Here is a 24882-nt window from a genome sequence, read left to right on the forward strand (position 1 = left end):
GGGCAATAGTAATTATTCATGATTTAAGAGATTTATTTGTTTCACAAAATCTTAATAATTAGCTATAATACTATTTGAAAGCCATTTCATAAAGAAATAGTAAAGGGGAAATTTATCATGGCAGAATTACAAAGAGGTTTGGAAGGGGTAATTGCAGCTGAAACTAAAATCAGTTCAATTATAGATAGCCAATTAACTTATGCAGGATATGATATTGATGATCTTGCTGAAAATGCCCAATTCGAAGAAATTATTTTTTTATTATGGAATTATAGACTTCCAAATAAAGAAGAACTACAAGAACTTAAGTCTAAATTATATGAGTATATGACTCTAAATCCAAGAGTATACAAACACTTTGAAGAATATGTAACTCATAAAGTACATCCAATGACAGCTTTACGTACTTCAGTTTCATACATTGCTCATTTTGATCCAGATGCTGAAGATGAATCTGATGATAAGAAATATGAAAGAGCTATTCGTATTCAAGCAAAAGTAGCTTCATTAGTAACTGCATTTTCACGAGTACGTGAAGGTAAAGAACCACTTAAACCAAATTCTGATTTAAGTTATGCAGCGAACTTCTTATATATGCTTAAAGGTGAACTACCTACAGATATCGAAGAAGAAGCATTTAATAAAGCATTAATCTTACATGCTGATCATGAGTTAAACGCATCTGCATTTACTGCTCGTTGTGCAGTATCTTCATTATCAGATATGTATTCTGGTATTGTTGCTGCTGTAGGTTCATTAAAAGGACCTTTACATGGTGGTGCTAATGAACGTGTAATGGCAATGTTACAAGAAGTAGGTTCTTTAGATAATGTAGACAAGTATTTAGATGAAAAATTTGCTAACAAAGAAAAAATTATGGGATTTGGTCACCGTGTATATAAAGAAGGAGATCCACGTGCCAAATATTTACGCGAAATGAGTAGAAAAATCACTGAAGAAACTGGTAAAAGTGAATTATATGAAATGTCATTAGCTATTGAAAAACGTATTAAAGAAGAAAAAGGATTAATTCCAAATGTTGACTTCTTTAGTGCTACTGTATATCACAGTATGGATATTCCACATGACTTATTCACACCAATTTTCGCAGTAAGTCGTACATCAGGCTGGATTGCGCATATCTTAGAACAATATAGAGATAATAGAATTATGCGTCCAAGAGCTAACTATATTGGTGAAACTGATCGCAAATATCTACCTATTGAAGAAAGATAATTAATCATTTATATTGTAAAATGAATTTTATTAAAATTACTTGGAGGTCAAATGTATGACAGCAGAAAAAATTACTAAAACTAACGACGGTTTAAATGTACCTAACGAACCAATTATTCCATTTATTATTGGTGACGGAATCGGACCAGATATTTGGAACGCAGCTAGCCGCGTGATTGACGCAGCAGTTGAAAAAGCTTATAACGGTGAAAAACGTATTGAGTGGAAAGAAGTACTAGCTGGACAAAAAGCATATGACAATACTGGAGAATGGTTACCTAAAGAAACTTTAGATACAATTAAAGAATATTTAATTGCTGTTAAAGGTCCTTTAACAACTCCAATCGGCGGAGGTATTCGTTCATTAAACGTTGCTTTAAGACAAGAGTTAGATTTATTTACATGTTTACGTCCTGTACGTTGGTTCCAAGGTGTACCATCACCAGTTAAACGTCCACAAGATGTTGATATGGTTATCTTCCGTGAAAATACAGAAGATATTTATGCTGGTATTGAATTTAAAGAAGGTACTCCAGAAGTTAAAAAAGTAATTGATTTCTTACAAGACGAAATGGGCGCAACAAATATTCGTTTCCCTGAAACTTCAGGTATTGGTATTAAACCAGTTTCAAAAGAAGGTACAGAAAGATTAGTAAGAGCGGCGATTCAATACGCTATCGATAATAATCGTAAAGCAGTAACTTTAGTTCATAAAGGTAATATCATGAAATTCACTGAAGGTTCATTCAAACAATGGGGTTATGATTTAGCTCATAACGAATTTGGTGATCAAGTATTTACTTGGCAACAATATGATGAAATTGTTGAAAAAGAAGGTAAAGACGCTGCTAATGAAGCACAATCAAAAGCGGAACAAGAAGGTAAAATTATTGTTAAAGATTCAATCGCTGATATCTTCTTACAACAAATTTTAACTCGTCCTTCAGAACATGAAGTAGTTGCTACAATGAACTTAAACGGTGACTATATTTCAGATGCATTAGCTGCACAAGTTGGTGGTATTGGTATCGCACCAGGCGCTAACATTAACTATGAAACTGGTCATGCTATTTTCGAAGCAACACATGGTACTGCTCCTAAATATGCTGGATTAAATAAAGTAAATCCATCATCTGAATTATTAAGTTCAGTATTAATGTTAGAACATTTAGGTTGGCAAGAAGCTGCTGATAAGATTACAGAATCTATCGAAGCAACAATTGCTTCTAAAATTGTTACTTATGACTTTGCACGTTTAATGGATGGTGCAAAAGAAGTTTCAACTTCAGAATTTGCTGATGAATTAATTAAAAACTTAAAATAATAAGATACAAGAAAAGACGGATTGGGAAACCAATTCGTCTTTTTATTAAGATTTTGTAAATTATTAGTTTTTAATATCATTTCTTATAAAAAAATGATAGCTTAATTAATGAAAAGACAATATTTTTCATATATTAGCTTAATAAAAGCTTTGTATTAATTTAATTGTTAAGTTTATGTAAATTTGATGTATAGGTATATTATTTCTATTTAAACATCAGTTATAATAAACATGTAATTTAAACGGGGAGGCACACCATGTCACAAAAAGTATTAGTCGTTGACGATGAACAATCAATCGTTACTTTACTCAAATATAATTTAGAAACAGCCGGATACATAGTAGAAGTAGCCTATGACGGTGAAGAAGCATTACAAAAAGTTGAATCATCTCAACCGGATTTAATTGTATTAGATGTTATGTTACCTAAAAAAGATGGTATTGAGGTTTGTAAAACGATTAGATCTGATAAAAATTTAGTACCTATTCTTATGCTAACAGCTAAAGATGATGAATTTGATAGAGTGTTAGGTTTAGAACTTGGTGCTGATGATTATATGACTAAACCTTTCTCACCAAGAGAGGTAGTGGCAAGAGTGAAGGCTATTTTAAGACGCTCTCAACTTGTAAATGAAATAGAACAGAGTGAAGGCGATGAGGAAGATATCATTATCGACTCTATTCGAATTAGACCAGAATTTTTTGAAGTTTATAAAGATGATGAATTATTAGAATTAACGCCTAAAGAATTTGAGTTATTACTTTATCTGATTGAACGACAAGGACGAGTGATCACTAGAGAGCATATGTTAAATTCTGTGTGGAATTATGAGTTTGCTGGCGATTCACGTATCGTTGATGTTCACATTAGTCATTTAAGAGACAAATTAGAAGAAAACCCTAAACAACCCAAATTAATTAAAACTGTACGTGGATTAGGATATAAATTGGAGCGTCCTAAAAGATAATGTTAAAGTTTTATCATCGCATATTACTTTTGATTAGTACTATCACAATCATTAGCTTTATAGGTTTGGGTGCTATTGTCCACAACATGATTTATCAAACATTAACACAAAGTCAGACTAAAGAACTTAAAAAAGAATCACGCAACTATATTAGTATGTATAATAATGGTAAACAGAATGAAATTAAAAATATTGCAAACAATCAAGAAAATTTAATAGTCATTAAGAAAAATGACAAAACTATTTTTACAACTGATAAAAATAGTTCATTAGATGGACGGATAGATAACGAAGCAAATCCTTCCAATTTGATTCATAAAAATACTAAATTAGGGTTAAAGTATACATTTAAAAGTCAAATTGGAGATAAAACAGTATACATAAGTGGTATTAATGATGAAATACTAGATTTACAAAAAGAAATGTGGAAGTATCTATCAATTGTAGGGATTATAGTATTAATCACTGAATATCTAGCAAGTAGAAGTATTCATCGTACATATATAAGACCTATTAATGAAGTAACCTATGCAACTTCTCTTTTAGCTGATGGTCATTATCATGTACGTGTACCAGAAAGTAACGTTAAAGAAACAAAAGCATTATTTGTTACAACAAATGAACTCGCAAGACGTTTACAAAAATTGAATAACAGACAAAAAATACAATCTAATAGACTGAAAACAACTTTAGAAAACATTCCTAGTTCTGTACTTATGATAGATAAACATGGAGATATAGTTGTAGCTAATTCAGCTTATTATGAAGTGTTTACTCCTGAACAAAGTGTTGAAAATAAAAGTTATATTGGTTTTATTAACGATCCAATTGAGAAATTAATACTAGAAAGTTTTAGAACAGAGAAAGTTATTTATGAACAAATTGAAGTAGATATCAATAACGTACATACAAAGTATTTTGATGTTTCTTGTGTACCGATACTCTCAAAATCTAAAAAGAAACTTCAAGGTATGGTAGTTGTATTACATGATATTACTAATATCCAAAAATTGGAGAATTTGCGTCGTGAATTTGTTGCTAATGTGTCACATGAACTTAAAACGCCTATCACTTCAATTAAAGGGTTTGCAGAAACGCTAATAGAAGGCGCTAAAAATGATGAAGAATCATTAAATATGTTCCTAAATATCATTTTAAAAGAATCAAATAGAATTGAGTCACTTGTGATGGATTTACTAGACTTATCACATATTGAGCAACAAACAGATATCGCAACCAGTTATTTAAATCTTTCTGAACTTGCTTATACAACAATTGAACATTTACAAAATCAAGCACAAAGTAAAAATATAGACATCATACCAGAAATAGAAAATGATGTTATTTTTAAAGCGAATGAAGATAAAATAGCTCAAGTTATAACTAATTTATTATCTAATGCAATTAACTATTCAACAAATGATAGTGAAGTAATTGTAAAGGTATATCGTCAAGGCAAGAAAGTAAATTTACAAATTCAAGATTTTGGTATAGGAATTACTCAGGAAGAACAAAAACATATTTTCGAAAGATTTTATAGAGTAGATAAAGCTCGAAGTAGAGATTCTGGAGGCACTGGTTTAGGTTTATCTATAACTAAACACATTGTCGAGGCACATAATGGTAGAATTAGTGTTGATAGTCAATTAAATAAAGGGTCTACATTTAAAGTATCTTTTATTGATGAAGATTAAATCAATTATAATGAAACATCCTAATGTGGGTTAACGCTCATATTAGGATGTTTTTTAATATGTAGAAATAGCAGAAACTGAATAACGGTACTTAATATTTATTGACAGTACCTTGTTTATGATAAAATATATTTAAATATGTGCTGGAGGTTTAGATAGTGAATAAATTAGTATTAATTGATGGTAATAGTTTAAGTTTTAGAGCATTCTATGCTTTGCCATTACTTTCAAATAAGGCAGGCATACATACAAATGCAGTATATGGCTTTGCAATGTTACTAGAGAAAATTCTAAAAGAAGAACAACCCAATCACTTTTTAGTGGCGTTTGACGCAGGAAAGACAACTTTCAGACATTCTAAATATAGTGAATATAAAGGTGGAAGACAAAAAACGCCACCAGAACTAAGTGAGCAATTCCCATACATCCGTCAATTATTGGACGCTTACCATATTAAAAGATATGAGTTAGAAAATTATGAAGCCGATGATATTATAGGAACATTGAGCCGCGAAGCTGATGAAGCTGGCTTTGAAACGATAATTATTACCGGCGATCGAGATTTAACTCAACTTGCTACTGATCATGTAACTATTTACTATACAAAAAAAGGTGTTACAGATGTTGATCATTATACTCCAGAGTTTATTGCAGAAAAATATAATGGTTTAACACCTAACCAAATTATTGATATGAAAGGTTTAATGGGTGATACATCTGATAATATACCAGGCGTGGCAGGTGTTGGTGAAAAGACAGCGATTAAGCTACTTAATCAATTTAATACTGTAGAAGGTGTATACGATCATTTAGATGATGTATCAGGTAAAAAATTAAAAGAAAAGCTCGAAAATAGTAAAGAAGACGCTTTAATGAGTAAAGATTTAGCTACAATTAATATTGAAAGTCCAATTGAAGTTAAATTAGCAGATACTAAAATGGATTCTGAAGTAGATGAATCAGATAAAATTGAGCTCTTTAAAAAGCTAGAATTTAAGCAACTACTTGCAGATATTGGAGATGTAGAGGCTACTGAGGAACAGAAAGATAAGGAATTTGATATTGAACCAAATTTTGAACATGTTGATTTTTCAAATTTAGAAGAAGCAACCATTCATTTTGAATTAGAAAATAGTAACTACTTAAGAGATAATATCCTTAAGTTTGGTTTCCATACTGGAGATTTACATGTTGTTATTGATGCAAATGAAATTTCACAATATAAAAATTTAGTACAATGGTTGGAAAATCCTAATACAAAGAAAATAGTATACGATGCTAAGAAAACTTATGTTGTTGCTCATAGATTAAACATTGACATACAAAATATTGAATTTGACGTAATGCTAGCGAGTTATATTATAGATCCATCTAGAACAATTGACGATGTGAACTCAGTAGTTACACATTACGGTCAACATTATGTTCAAGATAATATAACGATTTATGGTAAAGGTAAAAAGCATCATGTTCCGGACAATGCTATTCTTAATAAGCATGTGGCATCGATTACAGAAGCTATTTTTGCCTCTAAAACTGAAATGGAAAGTCAGTTAAAAGAATACAACCAAGTATCTCTTTTAGCAGATATAGAATTACCTTTAGCCCGAATTTTAAGCCAAATGGAAGAAATAGGTATTTATACTGATGCAAAAGATTTACAACAAATGGAAAAAGAAATTCAAGAAAAATTAGATATACTAATTAAAAACATACATGAAGCTGCTGGAGAAGAGTTTAATATCAATTCACCAAAACAGTTAGGTGTAGTATTATTCGAGACACTTCAATTACCAGTAATTAAAAAAACTAAAACAGGCTATTCAACTGCAGTTGATGTTTTAGAACAATTACAAGGGCAACATCCAATAATCGATTATATTTTAGATTATCGCCAGTTATCTAAGTTACAATCGACTTATGTTGAAGGGTTACAAAAAGTAATCAGTGATGATAAACGTATTCATACACGTTTTAATCAAACATTAGCTCAAACTGGAAGATTATCTAGTATTGATCCTAATTTACAAAATATACCAGTCCGTCTGGAAGAAGGTAGAAAAATTAGAAAAGCATTCAAACCTACGTCATCTGATAGTGTTATTTTATCTGCCGACTATTCACAAATTGAATTAAGAGTGCTAGCTCATATTACTCAAGATGAAAGTATGAAAGAAGCATTTATAAATGGACATGATATTCATACAGCGACTGCTATGAAAGTGTTTGATGTAGAAGCGGACGAAGTAGACAGTCTGATGAGAAGACAAGCAAAAGCTGTTAATTTCGGAATCGTTTATGGTATTAGTGATTACGGATTGAGTCAAAGTTTAGGCATAACTCGTAAAAAAGCAAAAATCTTTATCGACGATTATTTAGATAGTTTTCCTGGTGTGAAACAATATATGTCAGATATTGTTAAGGATGCTAAAGCACAAGGCTATGTAGAGACATTATTACATCGCCGTAGATATATTCCAGATATTACAAGCCGTAACTTCAATTTGAGAAGCTTTGCTGAAAGAACTGCTATGAATACGCCAATCCAAGGTAGTGCTGCTGATATTATTAAACTTGCAATGGTTAAATTTGATGAAGAAGTACAGTCAACCAATTATCACGCAAAATTATTATTGCAAGTACACGATGAATTGATATTTGAAGTACCAAAAGAAGAAGTAGATTCATTTAGTCAATTTGTTGAAGATATTATGGAATCAGCACTTGATTTAGATGTGCCTTTAAAGGTAGATTCTAGTTATGGTGAAACTTGGTATGACGCAAAATAAAGGAAGGTATTAATATGCCAGAATTACCTGAGGTAGAACATGTTAAACGAGGTATTGAACCATACGCCATTAATACAATTATTGATAAAGTAAAATTCTCAGAAAGTGTTATTAATGGAAAAAAGAATGGTAGAGAAACCATAATCAAGGGAATCGAACTTGATAGTTTTAAACGTTTAACTGAAGGATATAAAATTATAAAAATCGACAGAAGAAGTAAATACATCATCTTTTATATTCAACAAAATGATGAGAATCGTATTTTAATTAGTCATTTAGGTATGGCTGGTGGATTCTTCATTGTAAATGATTTAGAACAAATTACTGCACCTAATTATCGAAAACATTGGCAAGTGATATTTGAACTAAACAATGGCAAAAAATTAGTTTATTCAGATATAAGACGTTTTGGAGAGATAAGAAATGTTAGCAGTTTTGAGTCCTATCCATCATTTTTAAAAATAGCTCCAGAACCATTTGATGATGATGCATTACAACATTTTTTAGATTGTACAAATAAAAAAAGTTATATTAAAAAACCGATTAAACAGGTTATTCTAGATCATAAAGTCATTTCTGGTTGTGGAAATATTTATGCTTGTGAGGCTTTATTTAGAGCAGGTATAAAACCACATCGACTAACTCAAAGTTTAACTGACCAAGAAAAAGAAATGGTATTTTATCATGTTCGTTCAGTACTAAATGAGGGTATAAAATACGGTGGTACCAGCATTTCGGATTATCGACATGCTGATGGAAAAACAGGTGAAATGCAGCTACATCTTAATGTATACAAACAAAAATATTGCAAGGTATGTGGGCATCCAATCGAAACTGAAGTCATTGCATCAAGAAATAGTCACTATTGCCCGACTTGTCAGAAATAAAGGAAGCGTGAAAATATGTCAAAAGTAATAGGACTTACTGGTGGTATTGCATCAGGCAAATCTACTGTATCTGAATTATTAACTGCATTTGGATTTAAAGTGATTGATGCAGATACAGCTGCAAGAGAAGCAGTTGCTAAAGGTACAACAGGTTTAGAAAAGGTAAGAGAAACATTCGGAGAAGAAGCTATCGATGAAAATGGTGAAATGGATCGGAAGTATATGGGAGACTTAGTCTTTAATAATCCTGATCAACGATTAGTGCTAAATGAAATTGTACATCCGATTGTTAGAGAAATTATGGATGAAAAGAAACAACAATATATTGAAGAAGGCCATAATGTCATAATGGATATCCCGCTTCTATTTGAAAATGAATTACAAGATACTGTAGACGAAGTATGGCTTGTTTATACTTCTGAAAGTATTCAAATTGATCGTTTAATGGAGCGAAATGACTTAACCCAAGAAGAAGCAAAAGCACGTGTTTATAGTCAAATTTCTATAGATAAAAAAAGTAGAATGGCTGATCATGTCATTGATAATTTAGGAGATAAATTAGAATTAAAGCAAAATCTAGAGAAATTACTTAGCGAACAAGGTTTCATAGAAAAGTAAATTATCATTTTAAACTCAATGTCTTTTAAGGGCATTGAGTTTTTATTTTGATAATGTTTGCTTATTACATATGATTATAAAAATATTTTGTAAAGTTTAAGTAAACGCTTTCAAAATGATGTTATTATGTTATACTAATGCCATAAAGTATAACATATAAATAAATGATCAAGGGGTGCTTTAAATGGCGACAAATATTGCAATTAATGGAATGGGTAGAATTGGTAGAATGGTGTTAAGAATTGCTTTACAAAATGATAACTTAAATGTAAAGGCAATTAATGCTAGTTACCCACCTGAAACAATTGCACATCTTATCAATTATGATACAACACATGGTAAATATAATGAAAAAGTAGAAGCTATTGAGGATGGTATTAGATATAAGGACCAAGACATTAAATTAGTTTCAGATAGAAATCCTGAAAATTTACCATGGAAAGACTTAGATATAGATGTTGTCATCGAAGCGACTGGTAAATTTAATCATGGTGATAAAGCAATCGCACACATTAATGCAGGTGCTAAAAAAGTATTATTAACTGGACCTTCTAAAGGTGGACATGTACAAATGATAGTTAAAGGTGTCAACGACGATAAATTAGACGTAAATGAATTTGACATCTTTAGTAATGCATCTTGTACAACAAATTGTATCGGACCAGTTGCCAAAGTTTTAAATGATGAATTTGGTATAGTAAATGGTCTAATGACTACAGTTCACGCTATTACGAATGATCAAAAAAATATTGATAACCCACATAAAGATTTACGCAGAGCGCGTTCATGTAATGAAAGTATCATTCCGACTTCAACTGGTGCAGCAAAAGCATTAAAAGAAGTGCTACCTGAAGTTGAAGGTAAATTACATGGTATGGCTTTAAGAGTACCAACTAAAAACGTATCACTTGTGGATTTAGTTGTAGATTTAGAAAAAAATGTTACTGTTGATGAAGTAAATCAAGCTTTCAAAAATGCTAATCTAGATGGTGTGTTAGATGTAGAAACTGAACCACTTGTTTCAGTAGATTTCAATACTAATCCAAACTCTGCTGTTATTGATGCACAATCAACAATGGTTATGGGAGATAATAAAGTTAAAGTAATTGCTTGGTATGATAATGAATGGGGTTACTCAAATAGAGTTGTTGAAGTAGCTGAACAAATTGGTAAATTAATTGATTCACAAAGTGCAGTAGAAGCAGTTTAAAATTGGTAAAAATAAATATATTGAAGCTGTCAATCAAATCCAAACATAAGGATTAGGTTGGCAGTTTTAATTTTTTATAGAAAGCTTTAGAATAATAATTTAGATGTTTCTATTTTCATTAGACAAATTGTTAAATGAAGAGAAATTTAAGTATATTTGTTTTCATTTTTAAGTTAATATAGCCACTTTTTAAAAATAGGTTACACATTTTGAACCATTTATCTCAAATGCGCTTTCTTTTTTAACGTATGATTTTATAGTATAATTGAGAATAATTAAAATAGAAAAGGGTGACAATTATGAAATGCCCAAAATGTAATTCAACGCATTCTAGAGTAGTCGATTCTCGTCACGCAGACGACGCAAATGCAATTCGTCGAAGAAGAGAATGCGAAAATTGTGGTACAAGATTCACAACATTTGAACATATAGAGGTAAGTCCTTTAATTGTAGTAAAAAAAGACGGAACAAGAGAACAATTTTTAAGGGAAAAAATATTAAACGGTTTGGTTAGATCATGTGAAAAACGCCCTGTAAGATATCAACAACTTGAAGATATAACTAATAAAGTTGAATGGCAACTTAGAGATGAAGGTCACACAGAAATATCATCAAGAGAAATAGGGGAACATGTTATGAATTTACTTATGCATGTTGATCAAGTATCATATGTTCGATTTGCTTCAGTATATAAAGAATTTAAAGATATAGATCAATTATTAGCTTCAATGCAAGGGATTTTGAATGATAATAAACGGAGTGATTTATAAATGGGATTACAATCCTTTGAATTTGGATTAAGACCACAAGACAGTTTTGAAGTTATACAAAATTTCCATTTAAATTCACAACATCTAGAGATACTTAATCGTCTTTTTACACCGTTAATTGGACAACAAGCCATTGGTTTATATCATTTTATGCACCAATTTTCCAATGATAATGAACAAGCTTTAACTCACTATGTAATTATGAACGAATTAAAAGAAAATTTATTAGAATTTAGAAATCAAATGGATTTACTAGAAGCGATCGGATTAATGAAATCATTTGTTAAGCATGAAGAACAACAAACTCATTTTGTTTATCAACTTGTCCAACCTCCTTCTGCATATCAATTTTTTAATGATCCTATGTTATCAGTATTTCTTTACAGTGAGGTTGATAAAAAAAGATATCAAATTTTAAAAAAGCATTTTGAACAAAAAAATAAAGATTTATCAAATTATCAACAAACGACAAGAAAATTTACAGATGTATTTCATGTTCCTAATAAAATAATAGATGTCGATACTCAAAATATACCTCAATCAGGAGAATATGCTGGTATCGATTTATCGAATGAATCATTTGATTTTGAAATGTTAAAATCCATGTTGCATAATCATTTTATTCCAAGTGAAATAGTGACTAAAGATGCTAAAGCTTTAATCATGCAACTTGCAACACTTTATGGATTAACAGTAGATGCAATGAAACATATTATTTTAAATTCGATTACTAGTGCACAACAATTATCATTTGAAGAAATGCGTAAACAAGCTCGTTCATATTATTTAATAGAACATGATAATCAATTACCTAAATTAGAACTAAATCAGAATATTAAACAAAACAATACGGCAACACAAAATAAAGAAGATAAAGATCCTGAAAATGATACAGATGCTTGGTTAGATTTATTAGAACAAACAAGTCCTATTGATATGTTAGCTTCTTGGTCAGAATCTGAACCAACTTTGTCACAAAAAAATATGATTGAAGAATTAATTCATAGAGAGAAAATGAATTTTGGTGTGATTAATATCTTGCTACAATTCGTAATGCTTAAAGAAGATATGAAATTACCTAAATCGTATATTTTTGAGATTGCTTCTAATTGGAAGAAAAAAGGGATTACTACAGCCAAACAGGCTTATGAATATGCCTTGAAGGTAAACCAACCTAAACCAACATATGAATCAAAATCTAATTCCTATCAAGGATATAATAGAAAAAGTAAATTAGTCTCTAGAGAAAAAACACCTAAATGGTTAGAAGAAAGAGACAATCCAAATGCTGCAGAACATTCAAAAGATGAAACTGATGATCAATTTGAAAAAGATCGACAAGCATTTCTAGAACAATTAAATAAAGATTGGGAGGAGGATTAGATGGAAAGTTTTAAACAAATTGTTGGGTCAAATAAAGATTTCGGAAAAAGAATTGCAAAAATACGTCAACAAGTAGTTAATGATCCTGACGTTAAGACATTTTTAAATGAACATCAATCAGAGATAACAAATGCTATTATTGATGAGGATTTAAATGTTTTACAAGAATATAAAGATCAACAAAAACATTATGACGGTCATAGTTATAACGAATGCCCAAATTTTGTTAAAGGTCATGTACCAGAATTATATGTAGAAAATGAACGTATAAAAATTCGTTATTTACCTTGTCCTTGTAAAATTAAATATGATGAAGAACGTCTTAATTCTCAATTAATTACATCACATCATATGCAACGTGATACATTAAACGCTAAAATAAAAGACATTTATACGACTGGACGTAATCGATTAGACTTAGCAATGCAAGTTAATGATATTTGTAAAAAATTGATTAATAACGAAGATGTTAAAGGTTTATATTTATATGGTCCTTTTGGTACTGGAAAATCATTTATTCTAGGTGCTATAGCTAACCAACTTAAGGCTAAAAAAGTACCATCTACTATTGTCTATCTGCCAGAATATATTAGAACATTAAAAGGTGGTTTCAAAGATGGTAGTTATGAAAGAAAATTACAAAGAATACGTGAAGCTAATATTTTAATGTTAGACGATATCGGAGCAGAAGAAGTTACGCCATGGGTTAGAGATGAAGTGATAGGACCATTGTTACATTATAGAATGGTTCATGAATTACCTACATTTTTCACTTCAAACTTAAGTTATGAAGAATTAGAGCATCATTTATCAATGACACGTGAAGGCGCTGAAAAAACTAAGGCTGCTAGAATTATTGAAAGAATTAAAACATTATCAACACCATATTTCTTAAAGGGAGAAAACTTTAGAAACAATTGATATTTTTAAATAATATTGTATAATGGACTTAAATCTAAATCGTTGAAACTGTTGAAGATAAGATAATTTAATCACTATTACACAGAAAGCCATTACTTGATGAGAATATGGTTAATATATTAAATTATTACTACTTTAATGTATGGCATTTGTAATGAATGCTCGGCTCAAGACCGTTATCTTATGTAGAGAAGACGTTGAATGTAATCTTTTGGTTATATTTTGACGTTCAACTAGGGTGGTACCACGACGATCTCGTCCCTGTATTAGGGGCGGGATTTTTTTATTTTCTCACATTCGTTACAACTTGATATTTATTCAATAAGTCAACGATATGATTTTCATATTTTAGGAGGTTATAGTATGGATCAAATTAATATTCAATTCCCAGATGGCAATTCAAAAGCATTTGATAAAGGCACTACTACAGAAGATATAGCGCAATCAATAAGTCCTGGATTACGTAAAAAAGCAGTAGCAGGAAAATTTAATGGGCAAATGGTAGATTTAACACGTCCATTAGAAACAGATGGTGAGATTGAAATTGTAACACCAGGTAGCGAAGAAGCTTTAGAAGTTTTACGTCATTCAACTGCTCATTTAATGGCACAAGCTTTAAAAAGATTATATGGTGACGTTAAATTTGGCGTAGGTCCAGTTATTGAAGGTGGATTCTACTATGATTTTGATACTGAAGAAAAAATCTCATCTGACGATTTTGAAAAAATTGAAAAAACAATGAAACAAATAGTGGATGAAAATCATAAAATAGAACGTAAAGTTGTATCAAGAGATGAAGCTAAAGATTTCTTCAAAGACGATCCATACAAGTTAGAATTAATTGATGCGATTCCAGAGGATGAAAATGTAACATTATATTCTCAAGGCGAGTTTACTGATTTATGTAGAGGTGTACATGTACCTTCTACTTCAAAAATTAAAGAATTCAAATTACTTTCTACAGCTGGTGCATATTGGCGTGGCGATAGTAACAATAAAATGTTACAACGTATCTACGGTACAGCATTTTTCGATAAAAAAGATCTAAAAGCACATCTTCAAATGTTAGAAGAACGTCGCGAACGTGATCACCGTAAAATTGGTAAAGAATTAGACTTATTCGCAAATAATCAACTTGTAGGTGCGGGTTTACCATTATGGTTACCAAATGGTGCTACAATTCGCCGTGAAATCGAGAGATATATCGTTGATAAAGAAGTAAGTATGGGCTATGACCATGTTTATACACCAGTTATCGCTAACGTAGATTTATATAAAACATCAGGTCACTGGGATCATTATCAAGAGGATATGTTCCCAACAATGAAATTAGATGAGACAGAAGAAATGGTACTACGTCCTATGAACTGCCCACACCATATGATGGTTTATAATAACAAACCACATTCTTATCGTGAATTACCAATTCGTATCGCTGAATTAGGTACTATGCATAGATATGAAGCTAGTGGTGCAGTATCTGGATTACAACGTGTAAGAGGTATGACTTTAAATGACGCTCATATTTTTGTAAGACCTGACCAAATTAAAGAAGAATTTAAACGTGTTGTTAATTTAATTCAAGATGTATACAAAGATTTTGGATTTGAAGATTATACTTTCAGATTAAGTTATCGTGATCCAGAAGATAAAGAAAAATATTTCGATGATGACGAAATGTGGGTAAAAGCTGAAAAAATGATTAAAGAAGCTTCTGATGAGTTAGGACTTACTTATGAAGAAGCAATTGGCGAAGCGGCATTCTATGGTCCTAAATTAGACGTTCAAGTTAAAACAGCTATGGGTAAAGAAGAAACTTTATCAACTGCACAATTAGACTTCTTATTGCCAGAACGCTTTGAATTAACTTATATTGGCCAAGATGGAGAACAACATAGACCAGTGGTTATTCACCGTGGTGTTGTATCTACAATGGAAAGATTTGTAGCATTCTTAACAGAAGAAACAAAAGGGGCGTTCCCAACATGGTTAGCGCCTAAACAAGTAGAAATCATTCCAGTAAATGTTGATTTACATTATGATTATGCTAGATTAATTCAAGACGAATTAAAATCTCAAGGTGTACGTGTAGAAATCGATGACCGTAATGAAAAAATGGGATATAAAATTCGTGAAGCACAAATGCAAAAAATCCCTTACCAAATAGTAGTGGGAGATAAAGAAGTAGAAAATAAAGAAGTAAATGTGCGTCAATATGGTTCACAAGATCAAGAAACTTTAGAAAAAGATGAATTCATTTGGAATTTAGTTGATGAAATTCGTTTGAAAAAACATAGATAAACTTGAAATTAACAGTCAGTTCATGTATATTACAAGGTAGTTAAAATAAAAGTTGAGTTAGAGGTTGCAATATTAAATAGTAGCTTGTCAGAAGTTGTATGGAACGAATGTTGAACAAGTCAAAGGTAATATTGCCGAAACAAACGTTAACCATAATAGACGTTTGTTGGGACAGTTGTCGAAAGAAACTGTACTGTCACTTAATGTGATGTGCTACCTAATATAGATAAAAGCAAAGTGGTTGCATATCTTAAAGGTATGTAGCCACTTTTTTATTTGCAATGATAAAGTTAATTATTGAATGAAACTAACAATTTTAACGAAAGTCATGCATTTAGTTTTGCTTTGAAAAAGTAACATTGAAGCCTCTAAATACAAGGAAAGGATTCTTCTATGAGTAAAAATCAAAATCAGAATGAAGGCGTTCAACGAGGTTTAAAAGATCGACATCTTTCCATGATAGCAATAGGAGGGTGTATCGGTACTGGACTATTTATGACTTCTGGTGGTGCTATTCATAGTGCTGGTGCGTTAGGTGCACTATTAGCATACGCCATTATTGGTGCCATGGTCTTTTTCTTAATGACATCATTAGGAGAAATGGCAACATATTTACCAGTTTCTGGTTCATTTAGTACATATGCAACACGTTTTGTTGATCCATCATTAGGATTCGCATTAGGTTGGAATTACTGGTTTAACTGGGTTATTACAGTAGCTGCAGACGTTACAATTGCAGCACAAGTGATTCAATATTGGTCACCAATGCAAGGTGTACCAGCATGGATTTGGAGTTGTATATTCCTTGTTATTATCTTTGCATTGAATTCACTATCGGTTAGAGTATACGGAGAAAGCGAATACTGGTTTGCATTAGTTAAAGTTGTAACTGTTATCATATTTATCATTATAGGTTTATTAACTATTGTCGGAATCATGGGCGGTAAATTTGTAGGCTTTGAAACATTTACAAAAGGCGAAGGCCCAATATTAGGTGGTAATTTAGGCGGTAGTTTATTATCAATTTTAGGTGTATTCTTAGTTGCAGGGTTCTCTTTCCAAGGTACTGAGTTAATAGGAATCACAGCAGGAGAATCTGAAAATCCAGAAAGAGCTGTACCTAAAGCAATTAAACAAGTGTTTTGGAGAATATTACTATTTTACATTCTAGCGATATTTATTATAGGTATGTTAATTCCTTATGATAGCAATGCATTAATGGGAGGAGATAGCAGCGTATCAACGTCTCCATTTACATTAGTATTCCAAAATGCAGGCTTAGCATTTGCAGCATCATTTATGAATGCTGTTATATTAACTTCCGTATTATCCGCAGGTAACTCAGGTATGTACGCTTCTACAAGAATGTTATATTCTATGAGTAAAGATAAATTAGCATATGCATCATTCTCAAAAACTAATAGAAATGGTGTACCTTATATTTCTCTAGCAATCACTGGAATAATTGTAATTATTATCTTTTTATTACAACATTTAAGTGGTGATGCTTATGACTATATTGTAGCTGCTAGTGGTATGACTGGCTTTATCGCGTGGGTAGGTATTGCAGTCAGTCATTATAGATTTAGACGCGCATTTGATAAACAAAATTATGATAAGTCTAAATTGAAATATAAAGCTAAATTATTCCCATTTGGTCCAATATTTGCTGGATTCTTATGTGTTATTGTTATTTTAGGTCAAGATGTTGATTTCATTAAGACTGGTGATTTTGATATCAATAGATTTATCATTACTTATATGGGTATCCCAGTATTTTTAGCATTCTTTATTTATCATAAAGTAAGATATAAAACTAAAAAAATTCCATTAGAAAAAGTGGATTTACGTCAAGATGTGTCTATGGAAGAAATAAGACATCATGATTAAATAAAAAAATAGTTGACGAATACATTAATAGTTGGTATGATTAGTAACGTTGAATACGAAACGAACCAAGTAGAAGCTCCCGCTTCTCACCTGTAGCGACGCTGTAAGCAGTTGGCAGGTTAATCATGTTACACAATTAATGTGTGAAGAAGAGCGGGTAGTGATACTCGCTCTTCTTTTTGCTTGGGACAATTTCGTAAAATACTGGGAGGTGTCAACCATAGCAAAAGATCAAACTCAAATTAATGAGAAAATTCGCGCGAAAGAACTTCGTTTAGTAGGTCAAGATGGTGAACAAATTGGTGTCAAATCAAAACAAGAAGCTTTAGAAATGGCTGAACGTGTTGATTTAGATTTAGTAATCGTAGCACCAAATGCTAAACCACCTGTTGCTAGAATTATGGATTACGGTAAATTCAAATTCGAACAACAGAAAAAAGAAAAAGAAATGAAGAAGAAACAAAAAACAATTAACGTTAAAGAAATTCGTTTAAGTCCAACAATTGAGGAACACGATTTCCAAACAAAATTGAAAAATGGACGTAAATTCCTTTCTAAAGGCGATAAATGTAAAGTTTCAATTCGTTTCAGAGGTCGTGCAATTACGCATAAAGAAATTGGTCAACGCCAATTAGAAAAATTTGCTGAAGAATGTAAAGACCTTGCTACTGTAGAACAGAAGCCTAAAATGGAAGGCCGTCAAATGTTCCTTATGTTAGCACCAATTAATGAAAAATAATTAAATTAATTTCTAGGAGGAAATGAATCATGCCTAAAATGAAAACTCACCGTGGAGCAGCAAAACGTGTTAAAAGAACTGGTTCAGGTCAATTAAAACGTTCAAGAGCTTTCACATCTCACTTATTCGCAAACAAAAACACTAAACAGAAACGTCAATTACGTAAAAGTAGATTAGTTTCTAAAAGTGATATGAAACGCGTAAAACAATTATTATCTTATAAAAAATAATGAAATTAACGATTATCGATTAATAACGTAGATAGAATCTAAGGAGGAATTTAATATGCCACGAGTAAAAGGTGGAACAGTAACAAGAGCACGTCGTAAAAAAACGATTAAATTAGCTAAAGGTTACTTCGGTTCAAAACATACATTATATAAAGTAGCTAAACAACAAGTCATGAAATCAGGTCAATATGCATTCCGTGACCGTCGTCAACGTAAACGTGATTTCCGTAAATTATGGATTACACGTATCAATGCAGCAGCTCGTAAACATGACATGAGCTATTCAAAATTAATGAACGGCTTGAAAAAAGCTGACATCGATATTAACCGTAAAATGTTATCTGAAATTGCTATTTCAGACGACAAAGCTTTCGGTGAATTAGTATCAAAAGCTAAAGACGCTTTAAAATAAATTAATCTTTGATAAGATAGGAAAACCTTTCTAATCTTTATCAAATTATAAAAGCTGAGACATTTTATGATGTCCCAGCTTTTATTTATATTTCTTCGACCAAATATTATATTTAACTATAATTTTATAAAACAATGAAAAGTTATAAATCGCGATTTGAAAATAATTTTGATAGAATGAATTCATAAAAGTAAGTATAAAGGAGAAAAGTATGTCTAAATTTGATGAGCAAATTATTGTAGTACCAAGAACAACTCTTTTTGATAATGAAACAAATGCGTTTAATGGCTTTCTATCGAAAAGTGATGTAAAAGGCGATAATATTTTTAATTCATTAAGTCATTATGAAGTTAAACGTAGAGGAGATATGGAAGAGAACCCAGACTATAAACAACTTATCTCATATTGTCTTTTAGAAAACCAAAATGGCGAAATCCTTGTTTATGAACGCCTATCTGGTGGAGGAGAAGAACGTTTACATGGACAATCATCTATAGGTGTAGGTGGACACATGAATGATGTTGTCGGAGCAGATTCAATCAATGAAGTATTACGAGTCAACGCTCAAAGAGAATTAGAAGAAGAAGTAGGTCTATCTACAGAAGATTCTCAAAATATGGAATATATTGGATTCATAAATGACGATAATAACGATGTTGGTAAAGTTCACATGGGTGTTGTTTTTAAAATCACTGTGAATTCTAACGATGTAGAAGCTAAAGAAACAGACACTTTAAGAATTAAATGGATTGAAAAAGGAAAAATTGAATCTTATGATGACTTTGAGACATGGAGTGCATTAATTCTTCAAGATTTATAATAATTGAGGTGCAAAATGAATGTCAGATATCATTCCGTTTCCATTATCAGAGGGAAAATTAAAAAAAGAAATCAAACAAGCTGAGTTAACGCAAAATTTTGATGAAATGTATAATCTATTTGAACAATATGAAAGTCAATTCGATTTAGATGAAAATTTGGCTATGACAAAATGCAACATGTTATATCAAATGAATGCATTTTTAGAATTGAGAGAAGAAGCAATCATCTTATTAAAAAAAGGTTTAAACAGATATGATGATTTAATGATTTATTACGTTAAAAGTTTAAATGGATTAGAACAATACTATGAAGCTGTTGAAGTCATAAATCAAATTATAGATGAAGTGCGTGATCATAAGACAAGAATGGAGTTATTTCCTTTAAAAGAATATGCACAAGCTCAGTTACAATCTAATAAACAACAACTTTCACAATCTTTAACTGAATTTAATCACTTAAGTACCAGAGAACAAACTCATATCTTACTTCAATTAATAGATAATGGACATTTTGACTTTAAAGAATCGATAAATTATTTATTAAACAATTATTCCTTTGAAAATAATATTATAAGTTTAATGATAGAGTATTTAAGATTCGCTCAATCAGAGGAGCCTATAAGAATTGATAAATACGGTTATACATCAGAAATTAAACCAAAAGATTTAAAAGGTCTTGAACATACAACTATGAAAACTCGAATTATACCTGAAGTGATTAATCAATTAGAAGACGGTGCTTTACATATTGTAGACGAGGCGAACCACATTATGAACAATCATTCTATATTATTATATCCTCTTAATATAGAAGAAATATTTACCATTGATGAATGGACAAACGCATATGATGTTTATTTTAAAGGAATGATTGGTATAGAAAAGAATGTGGTGAAAGAAGAGGCATTAACTTTTATAAAACAATTAGAAAGTTGAATTCGAATTTAATTTCTTGCAAAAGAGAAATAAATCATTTAACGTGAAATTTAATTGAAATAAGTAGTAAATAATTTCACAAACGTTGCAATTTCAATGTTTGTGTACGTAATTGACCTATGCTATAATAGGGAAGTTGAAAAAATAAAATAGTTATTCATGGAGGTATTTATACATGACAGCAACTTGGGAAAAAAAGGAAGGTAACGAAGGATTATTAACAGTTACTGTTCCAGCAGAAAAAGTAGATAAAGCATTAGATCAAGCATTTAAAAAAGTAGTTAAACAAATTAATGTACCTGGATTCCGTAAAGGTAAAGTGCCTCGTCCAATTTTCGAACAACGTTTTGGCGTTGAAGCGTTATATCAAGACGCAGTAGACATCTTATTACCTGAAGCTTATGGTGAAGCAATTGATGAAACAGATATTAAACCTGTTGCTCAACCTGAAGTTAATGTAACTCAAATTGAAAAAGGTAAAGATTTCATTTTTGAAGCTACTGTAACTGTTGAACCAGAAGTTAAATTAGGTGACTACAAAGGTTTAGAAATTGAAAAACAAGAAACTGAATTAACTGATGAAGAATTAGAAGAATCAATTAACCATAGTTTAAGTCATATGGCTGAAATGGTTGTTAAAGAAGATGGCGCTGTTGAAAATGGCGACACTGTTAATATTGATTTCAGCGGATCAGTTGATGGTGAAGAATTTGAAGGTGGACAAGCTGAAGGTTACGACCTAGAAGTTGGTTCAGGTTCATTTATCCCAGGTTTCGAAGAGCAATTAGAAGGTATGAAAACTGGAGAAGAAAAAGATGTAGTAGTCACTTTCCCAGAAGAATACCATGCTGAAGAATTAGCTGGCAAAGAAGCTACGTTCAAAACAAAAGTAAATGAAATTAAATATAAAGAAGTACCTGAATTAGACGATGAAGTAGCTAATGAATTAGATTCTGAAGCAAATTCAGTTGATGAATACAAAGAAAATTTACGTAAACGTTTAGCTGAACAAAAAGCAACAGAAGCTGAAAACACTGAAAAAGAAGAAGCTATTAACAAAGCAACTGAAAATGCTACTATCGACATTCCTCAAGCAATGATCGATACAGAATTAGATCGTATGGTTCAAGAATTTGGCCAAAGAATTCAACAACAAGGTCTAGACTTACAAACTTACTTCCAAATTTCAGGTCAAAATGAATCTCAATTAAGAGAACAAATGAAAGACGATGCAGAACAACGTGTTAAAACAAACTTAACATTAACTGCAATTGCTGATGCTGAAAATATCGAAGTTACTGACGAAGATATCGATAAAGAATTAGAAAAAATGAGCGAACAATTTAATATCTCTGTAGAAGATATTAAAAACACATTAGGTAATACTGATATCGTGAAAAACGATGTTCGTATTCAAAAAGTAATTGACTTATTAAAAGATAATGCAAAATTAGTTGAAGGTAGTAAAGAAGACTAATTTATAGATATCCTCTACAGCAACAAACATTTAATATTATTATTCTTATATTAATAATTGGAAGGTTTAATAAGATAATCTATCTTGTGGGGTGGGGCCATGAGTTCAATCTATAACAGTTTGAATTCAGTCCCACTCTTTCCTATTCTTTAAGCAAATAAATTGAATGTTATTATGTTGCATTATAGAATGCTATCTAGTATAGTCTTTATGGAATAGGGGTGTAGAAAAGAATGTTCAAATTCAATGAAGATGAAGAAAATTTAAAATGCTCTTTCTGCGGTAAAGATCAAGATCAAGTTAAGAAATTAGTTGCAGGAAGTGGCGTGTATATTTGTAATGAGTGTATTGAACTATGCTCAGAAATCGTTGAAGAAGAATTAGCACAAAATTCTTCAGAAGAATTAACAGAATTACCAACTCCTAAAGAGATTATGGACCATTTAAATGAATATGTAATCGGTCAAGAAAAGGCTAAAAAAGCTTTATCTGTAGCTGTATATAATCACTATAAACGTATTCAACAACTAGGCCCTAATGAAGATGATGTTGAATTACAAAAAAGTAATATCGCATTAATCGGACCAACAGGTAGTGGTAAAACATTATTAGCACAAACATTAGCTAAAACATTAAATGTTCCATTTGCAATTGCAGATGCTACTAGTTTAACTGAAGCTGGCTATGTTGGTGACGACGTTGAAAATATCTTATTACGCTTAATTCAAGCAGCAGACTTTGATATAGACAAAGCTGAAAAAGGTATTATATACGTTGATGAAATTGACAAAATTGCAAGAAAATCTGAAAACACATCAATTACACGAGATGTTTCCGGTGAAGGTGTTCAACAAGCACTATTAAAAATCTTAGAAGGTACGACTGCTAGTGTACCTCCTCAAGGTGGACGTAAGCATCCGAACCAAGAATTGATTCAAATTGATACTACAAATATCTTATTCATCCTTGGTGGTGCATTTGATGGTATCGATGAAGTAATTAAACGTCGTTTAGGTGAAAAAGTAATTGGATTTGCTAGTAATGAAGCAGACAAATATGATGAAGAAGCATTACTAGAACAAATTAGACCAGAAGATTTACAGTCTTATGGTTTAATTCCAGAATTTATCGGTCGTGTTCCAATTGTAGCTAACTTAGAAACGCTAGATGTAGATGCACTTAAAAATATATTAACTCAACCTAAAAATGCATTAGTTAAACAATATACTAAAATGCTTGAATTAGATAACGTTGAATTAGTATTTAGCGATGAATCTTTATCTGCTATTAGTGAAAAAGCTATTGCACGTAAAACAGGGGCACGTGGTCTTCGTTCAATAATTGAAGAAGCACTAATTGATATTATGTACGATGTACCATCATCAGAAGATGTTACTAAAGTCGTCATTACCGAAAAAACAATCAATGATGAAGTTGAACCTGAATTATATGATTCAGAAGGTAATCTAATTAATGATAGTAAAACATCAGCATAAATAACGTTTAAATAGAGTCACATGTTTGTGGCTCTATTTTTTTGTTTAGAAAATGAGTGATTTACTTCTATTTGAAAATGTAGGATGACATTAATATAGGAGTAATGGTAAAGTGTTAATGTGAGAAATAAGTAAAGAGAGGATCACCAATGAAAATTAATCCTAATAATATAGATTTAATTATAAGTGCTGTCAAAGAAGAACAGTACCCAGAAACAGAAGTACCAGAAGTTGCATTAAGCGGACGTTCAAATGTGGGGAAATCATCATTTATTAATAGTATGATAGGTCGTAAAAACATGGCAAGAACTTCACAACAACCTGGTAAAACTCAAACATTAAATTTCTTTAATATCGATGACCAGCTTGTGTTTGTAGATGTGCCCGGTTACGGATATGCGAAAGTAAGTAAAGTACAACGTGAAAAATTCGGCAAAATGATTGAAGAATATTTAACAACACGTCAAAAATTACAACTCGTTATCCAACTTGTTGATTTGAGACATAATCCAACTGAAGATGACGTGCTCATGTATAATTATTTAAAACACTTTGATATACCGACGCTAATTATATGTACTAAAGAAGATAAAATTCCTAAAGGGAAAGTACAAAAGCATTTAATTAATATTAAACATAAATTAGATTTAGAAGATGGCGATACGATTGTAAGTTATTCTTCTGTCAAAAATAATAAACAACAACAAATTTGGGATCTTATCGAGTCTTATTTATAATTACTTTAAATATTCACATAAACATTTCTATATATACAATATT

Annotated in this window: 21 protein-coding genes, 1 riboswitch and 1 other annotated feature; all 21 genes read left to right on the forward strand. The window is 31.1% G+C overall.

What is annotated here, in order from left to right; genetic code table 11:
• The first annotated feature begins 117 nt into the window (after positions 1–117).
• The 21 genes from N524_RS0103580 to yihA all read left to right on the forward strand — a co-directional run bounded on the left by N524_RS0103580 (position 118) and on the right by yihA (position 24839).
• Entirely contained in the window at positions 118–1236 is a 1119-nt protein-coding gene (locus N524_RS0103580) for a citrate synthase (RefSeq protein ID WP_029055672.1), read from the forward strand.
• Between the two features lie 55 nt (positions 1237–1291).
• Positions 1292–2560 (forward strand): NADP-dependent isocitrate dehydrogenase, encoded by a 1269-nt coding sequence (gene icd / locus N524_RS0103585; RefSeq protein ID WP_017638214.1) that lies wholly within the window; start codon positions 1292–1294, stop codon positions 2558–2560.
• A 257-nt stretch (positions 2561–2817) separates the two neighbouring features.
• Entirely contained in the window at positions 2818–3528 is a 711-nt protein-coding gene (locus N524_RS0103590) for a response regulator transcription factor (RefSeq protein WP_029055673.1), read from the forward strand.
• Positions 3528–5222: a two-component system histidine kinase PnpS gene (gene pnpS / locus N524_RS0103595; protein WP_029055674.1), complete on the forward strand. Its 1695-nt coding sequence runs from the start codon at positions 3528–3530 to the stop codon at positions 5220–5222. The genes N524_RS0103590 and pnpS overlap by 1 nt, the downstream gene beginning before the upstream one ends.
• Positions 5223–5380: 158 nt before the next feature.
• The gene (gene polA, locus N524_RS0103600) at positions 5381–8011 is read left to right on the forward strand and encodes a DNA polymerase I (protein WP_017638211.1); all 2631 of its coding nucleotides are present in this window, start codon (positions 5381–5383) and stop codon (positions 8009–8011) included.
• 14 nt (positions 8012–8025) lie between these two features.
• Entirely contained in the window at positions 8026–8898 is an 873-nt protein-coding gene (gene mutM, locus N524_RS0103605) for a bifunctional DNA-formamidopyrimidine glycosylase/DNA-(apurinic or apyrimidinic site) lyase (RefSeq protein WP_029055675.1), read from the forward strand.
• A gap of 15 nt (positions 8899–8913) precedes the next feature.
• Positions 8914–9516 (forward strand): dephospho-CoA kinase, encoded by a 603-nt coding sequence (gene coaE / locus N524_RS0103610; RefSeq protein WP_017638209.1) that lies wholly within the window; start codon positions 8914–8916, stop codon positions 9514–9516.
• A 184-nt stretch (positions 9517–9700) separates the two neighbouring features.
• Positions 9701–10726 carry a type I glyceraldehyde-3-phosphate dehydrogenase gene (gene gap, locus N524_RS0103615; protein WP_017638208.1) on the forward strand — a complete coding sequence of 342 codons (1026 nt, stop codon included), beginning with the start codon at positions 9701–9703 and terminating at the stop codon, positions 10724–10726.
• A 299-nt stretch (positions 10727–11025) separates the two neighbouring features.
• Complete coding sequence (gene nrdR / locus N524_RS0103620; protein WP_017638207.1) at positions 11026–11496, forward strand: transcriptional regulator NrdR; 471 nt, start codon at positions 11026–11028, stop codon at positions 11494–11496.
• Positions 11497–12879 carry a replication initiation and membrane attachment family protein gene (locus N524_RS0103625; RefSeq protein ID WP_029055676.1) on the forward strand — a complete coding sequence of 461 codons (1383 nt, stop codon included), beginning with the start codon at positions 11497–11499 and terminating at the stop codon, positions 12877–12879.
• Positions 12880–13800 (forward strand): primosomal protein DnaI, encoded by a 921-nt coding sequence (gene dnaI / locus N524_RS0103630; RefSeq protein WP_017638205.1) that lies wholly within the window; start codon positions 12880–12882, stop codon positions 13798–13800.
• Positions 13801–14163: 363 nt separating this feature from the next.
• The gene (gene thrS, locus N524_RS0103635) at positions 14164–16101 is read left to right on the forward strand and encodes a threonine--tRNA ligase (RefSeq protein ID WP_017638204.1); all 1938 of its coding nucleotides are present in this window, start codon (positions 14164–14166) and stop codon (positions 16099–16101) included.
• A gap of 50 nt (positions 16102–16151) precedes the next feature.
• Positions 16152–16325, forward strand: a riboswitch (Lysine riboswitch).
• A 169-nt stretch (positions 16326–16494) separates the two neighbouring features.
• Complete coding sequence (locus tag N524_RS0103640; protein ID WP_029055677.1) at positions 16495–17991, forward strand: amino acid permease; 1497 nt, start codon at positions 16495–16497, stop codon at positions 17989–17991.
• 61 nt (positions 17992–18052) lie between these two features.
• Positions 18053–18176 (forward strand) — a sequence feature (ribosomal protein L20 leader region).
• 26 nt (positions 18177–18202) lie between these two features.
• Complete coding sequence (gene infC, locus N524_RS0103645; protein ID WP_026083528.1) at positions 18203–18730, forward strand: translation initiation factor IF-3; 528 nt, start codon at positions 18203–18205, stop codon at positions 18728–18730.
• Between the two features lie 29 nt (positions 18731–18759).
• Positions 18760–18960: a 50S ribosomal protein L35 gene (gene rpmI, locus N524_RS0103650; protein ID WP_002451769.1), complete on the forward strand. Its 201-nt coding sequence runs from the start codon at positions 18760–18762 to the stop codon at positions 18958–18960.
• Positions 18961–19015: 55 nt separating this feature from the next.
• Complete coding sequence (gene rplT / locus N524_RS0103655) at positions 19016–19372, forward strand: 50S ribosomal protein L20 (protein WP_017638201.1); 357 nt, start codon at positions 19016–19018, stop codon at positions 19370–19372.
• 211 nt (positions 19373–19583) lie between these two features.
• A complete protein-coding gene (locus N524_RS0103660) occupies positions 19584–20192 on the forward strand; it encodes an NUDIX domain-containing protein (protein ID WP_017638200.1) in 609 nt (202 codons plus the stop codon).
• 19 nt (positions 20193–20211) lie between these two features.
• Positions 20212–21129: a hypothetical protein gene (locus N524_RS0103665; protein WP_029055678.1), complete on the forward strand. Its 918-nt coding sequence runs from the start codon at positions 20212–20214 to the stop codon at positions 21127–21129.
• A 175-nt stretch (positions 21130–21304) separates the two neighbouring features.
• Positions 21305–22606, forward strand: a complete 1302-nt coding sequence (tig, locus tag N524_RS0103670; protein ID WP_029055679.1) for a trigger factor — start codon at positions 21305–21307, stop codon at positions 22604–22606.
• Positions 22607–22839: 233 nt separating this feature from the next.
• Entirely contained in the window at positions 22840–24102 is a 1263-nt protein-coding gene (clpX, locus tag N524_RS0103675; protein WP_017638198.1) for an ATP-dependent Clp protease ATP-binding subunit ClpX, read from the forward strand.
• 149 nt (positions 24103–24251) lie between these two features.
• The gene (gene yihA / locus N524_RS0103680) at positions 24252–24839 is read left to right on the forward strand and encodes a ribosome biogenesis GTP-binding protein YihA/YsxC (protein ID WP_017638197.1); all 588 of its coding nucleotides are present in this window, start codon (positions 24252–24254) and stop codon (positions 24837–24839) included.
• The last annotated feature ends 43 nt before the right edge of the window (positions 24840–24882 follow it).

This window comes from Staphylococcus sp. URHA0057, assembly GCF_000620265.1.
Classification (GTDB): Bacteria; Bacillota; Bacilli; order Staphylococcales; family Staphylococcaceae; genus Staphylococcus; species Staphylococcus pasteuri.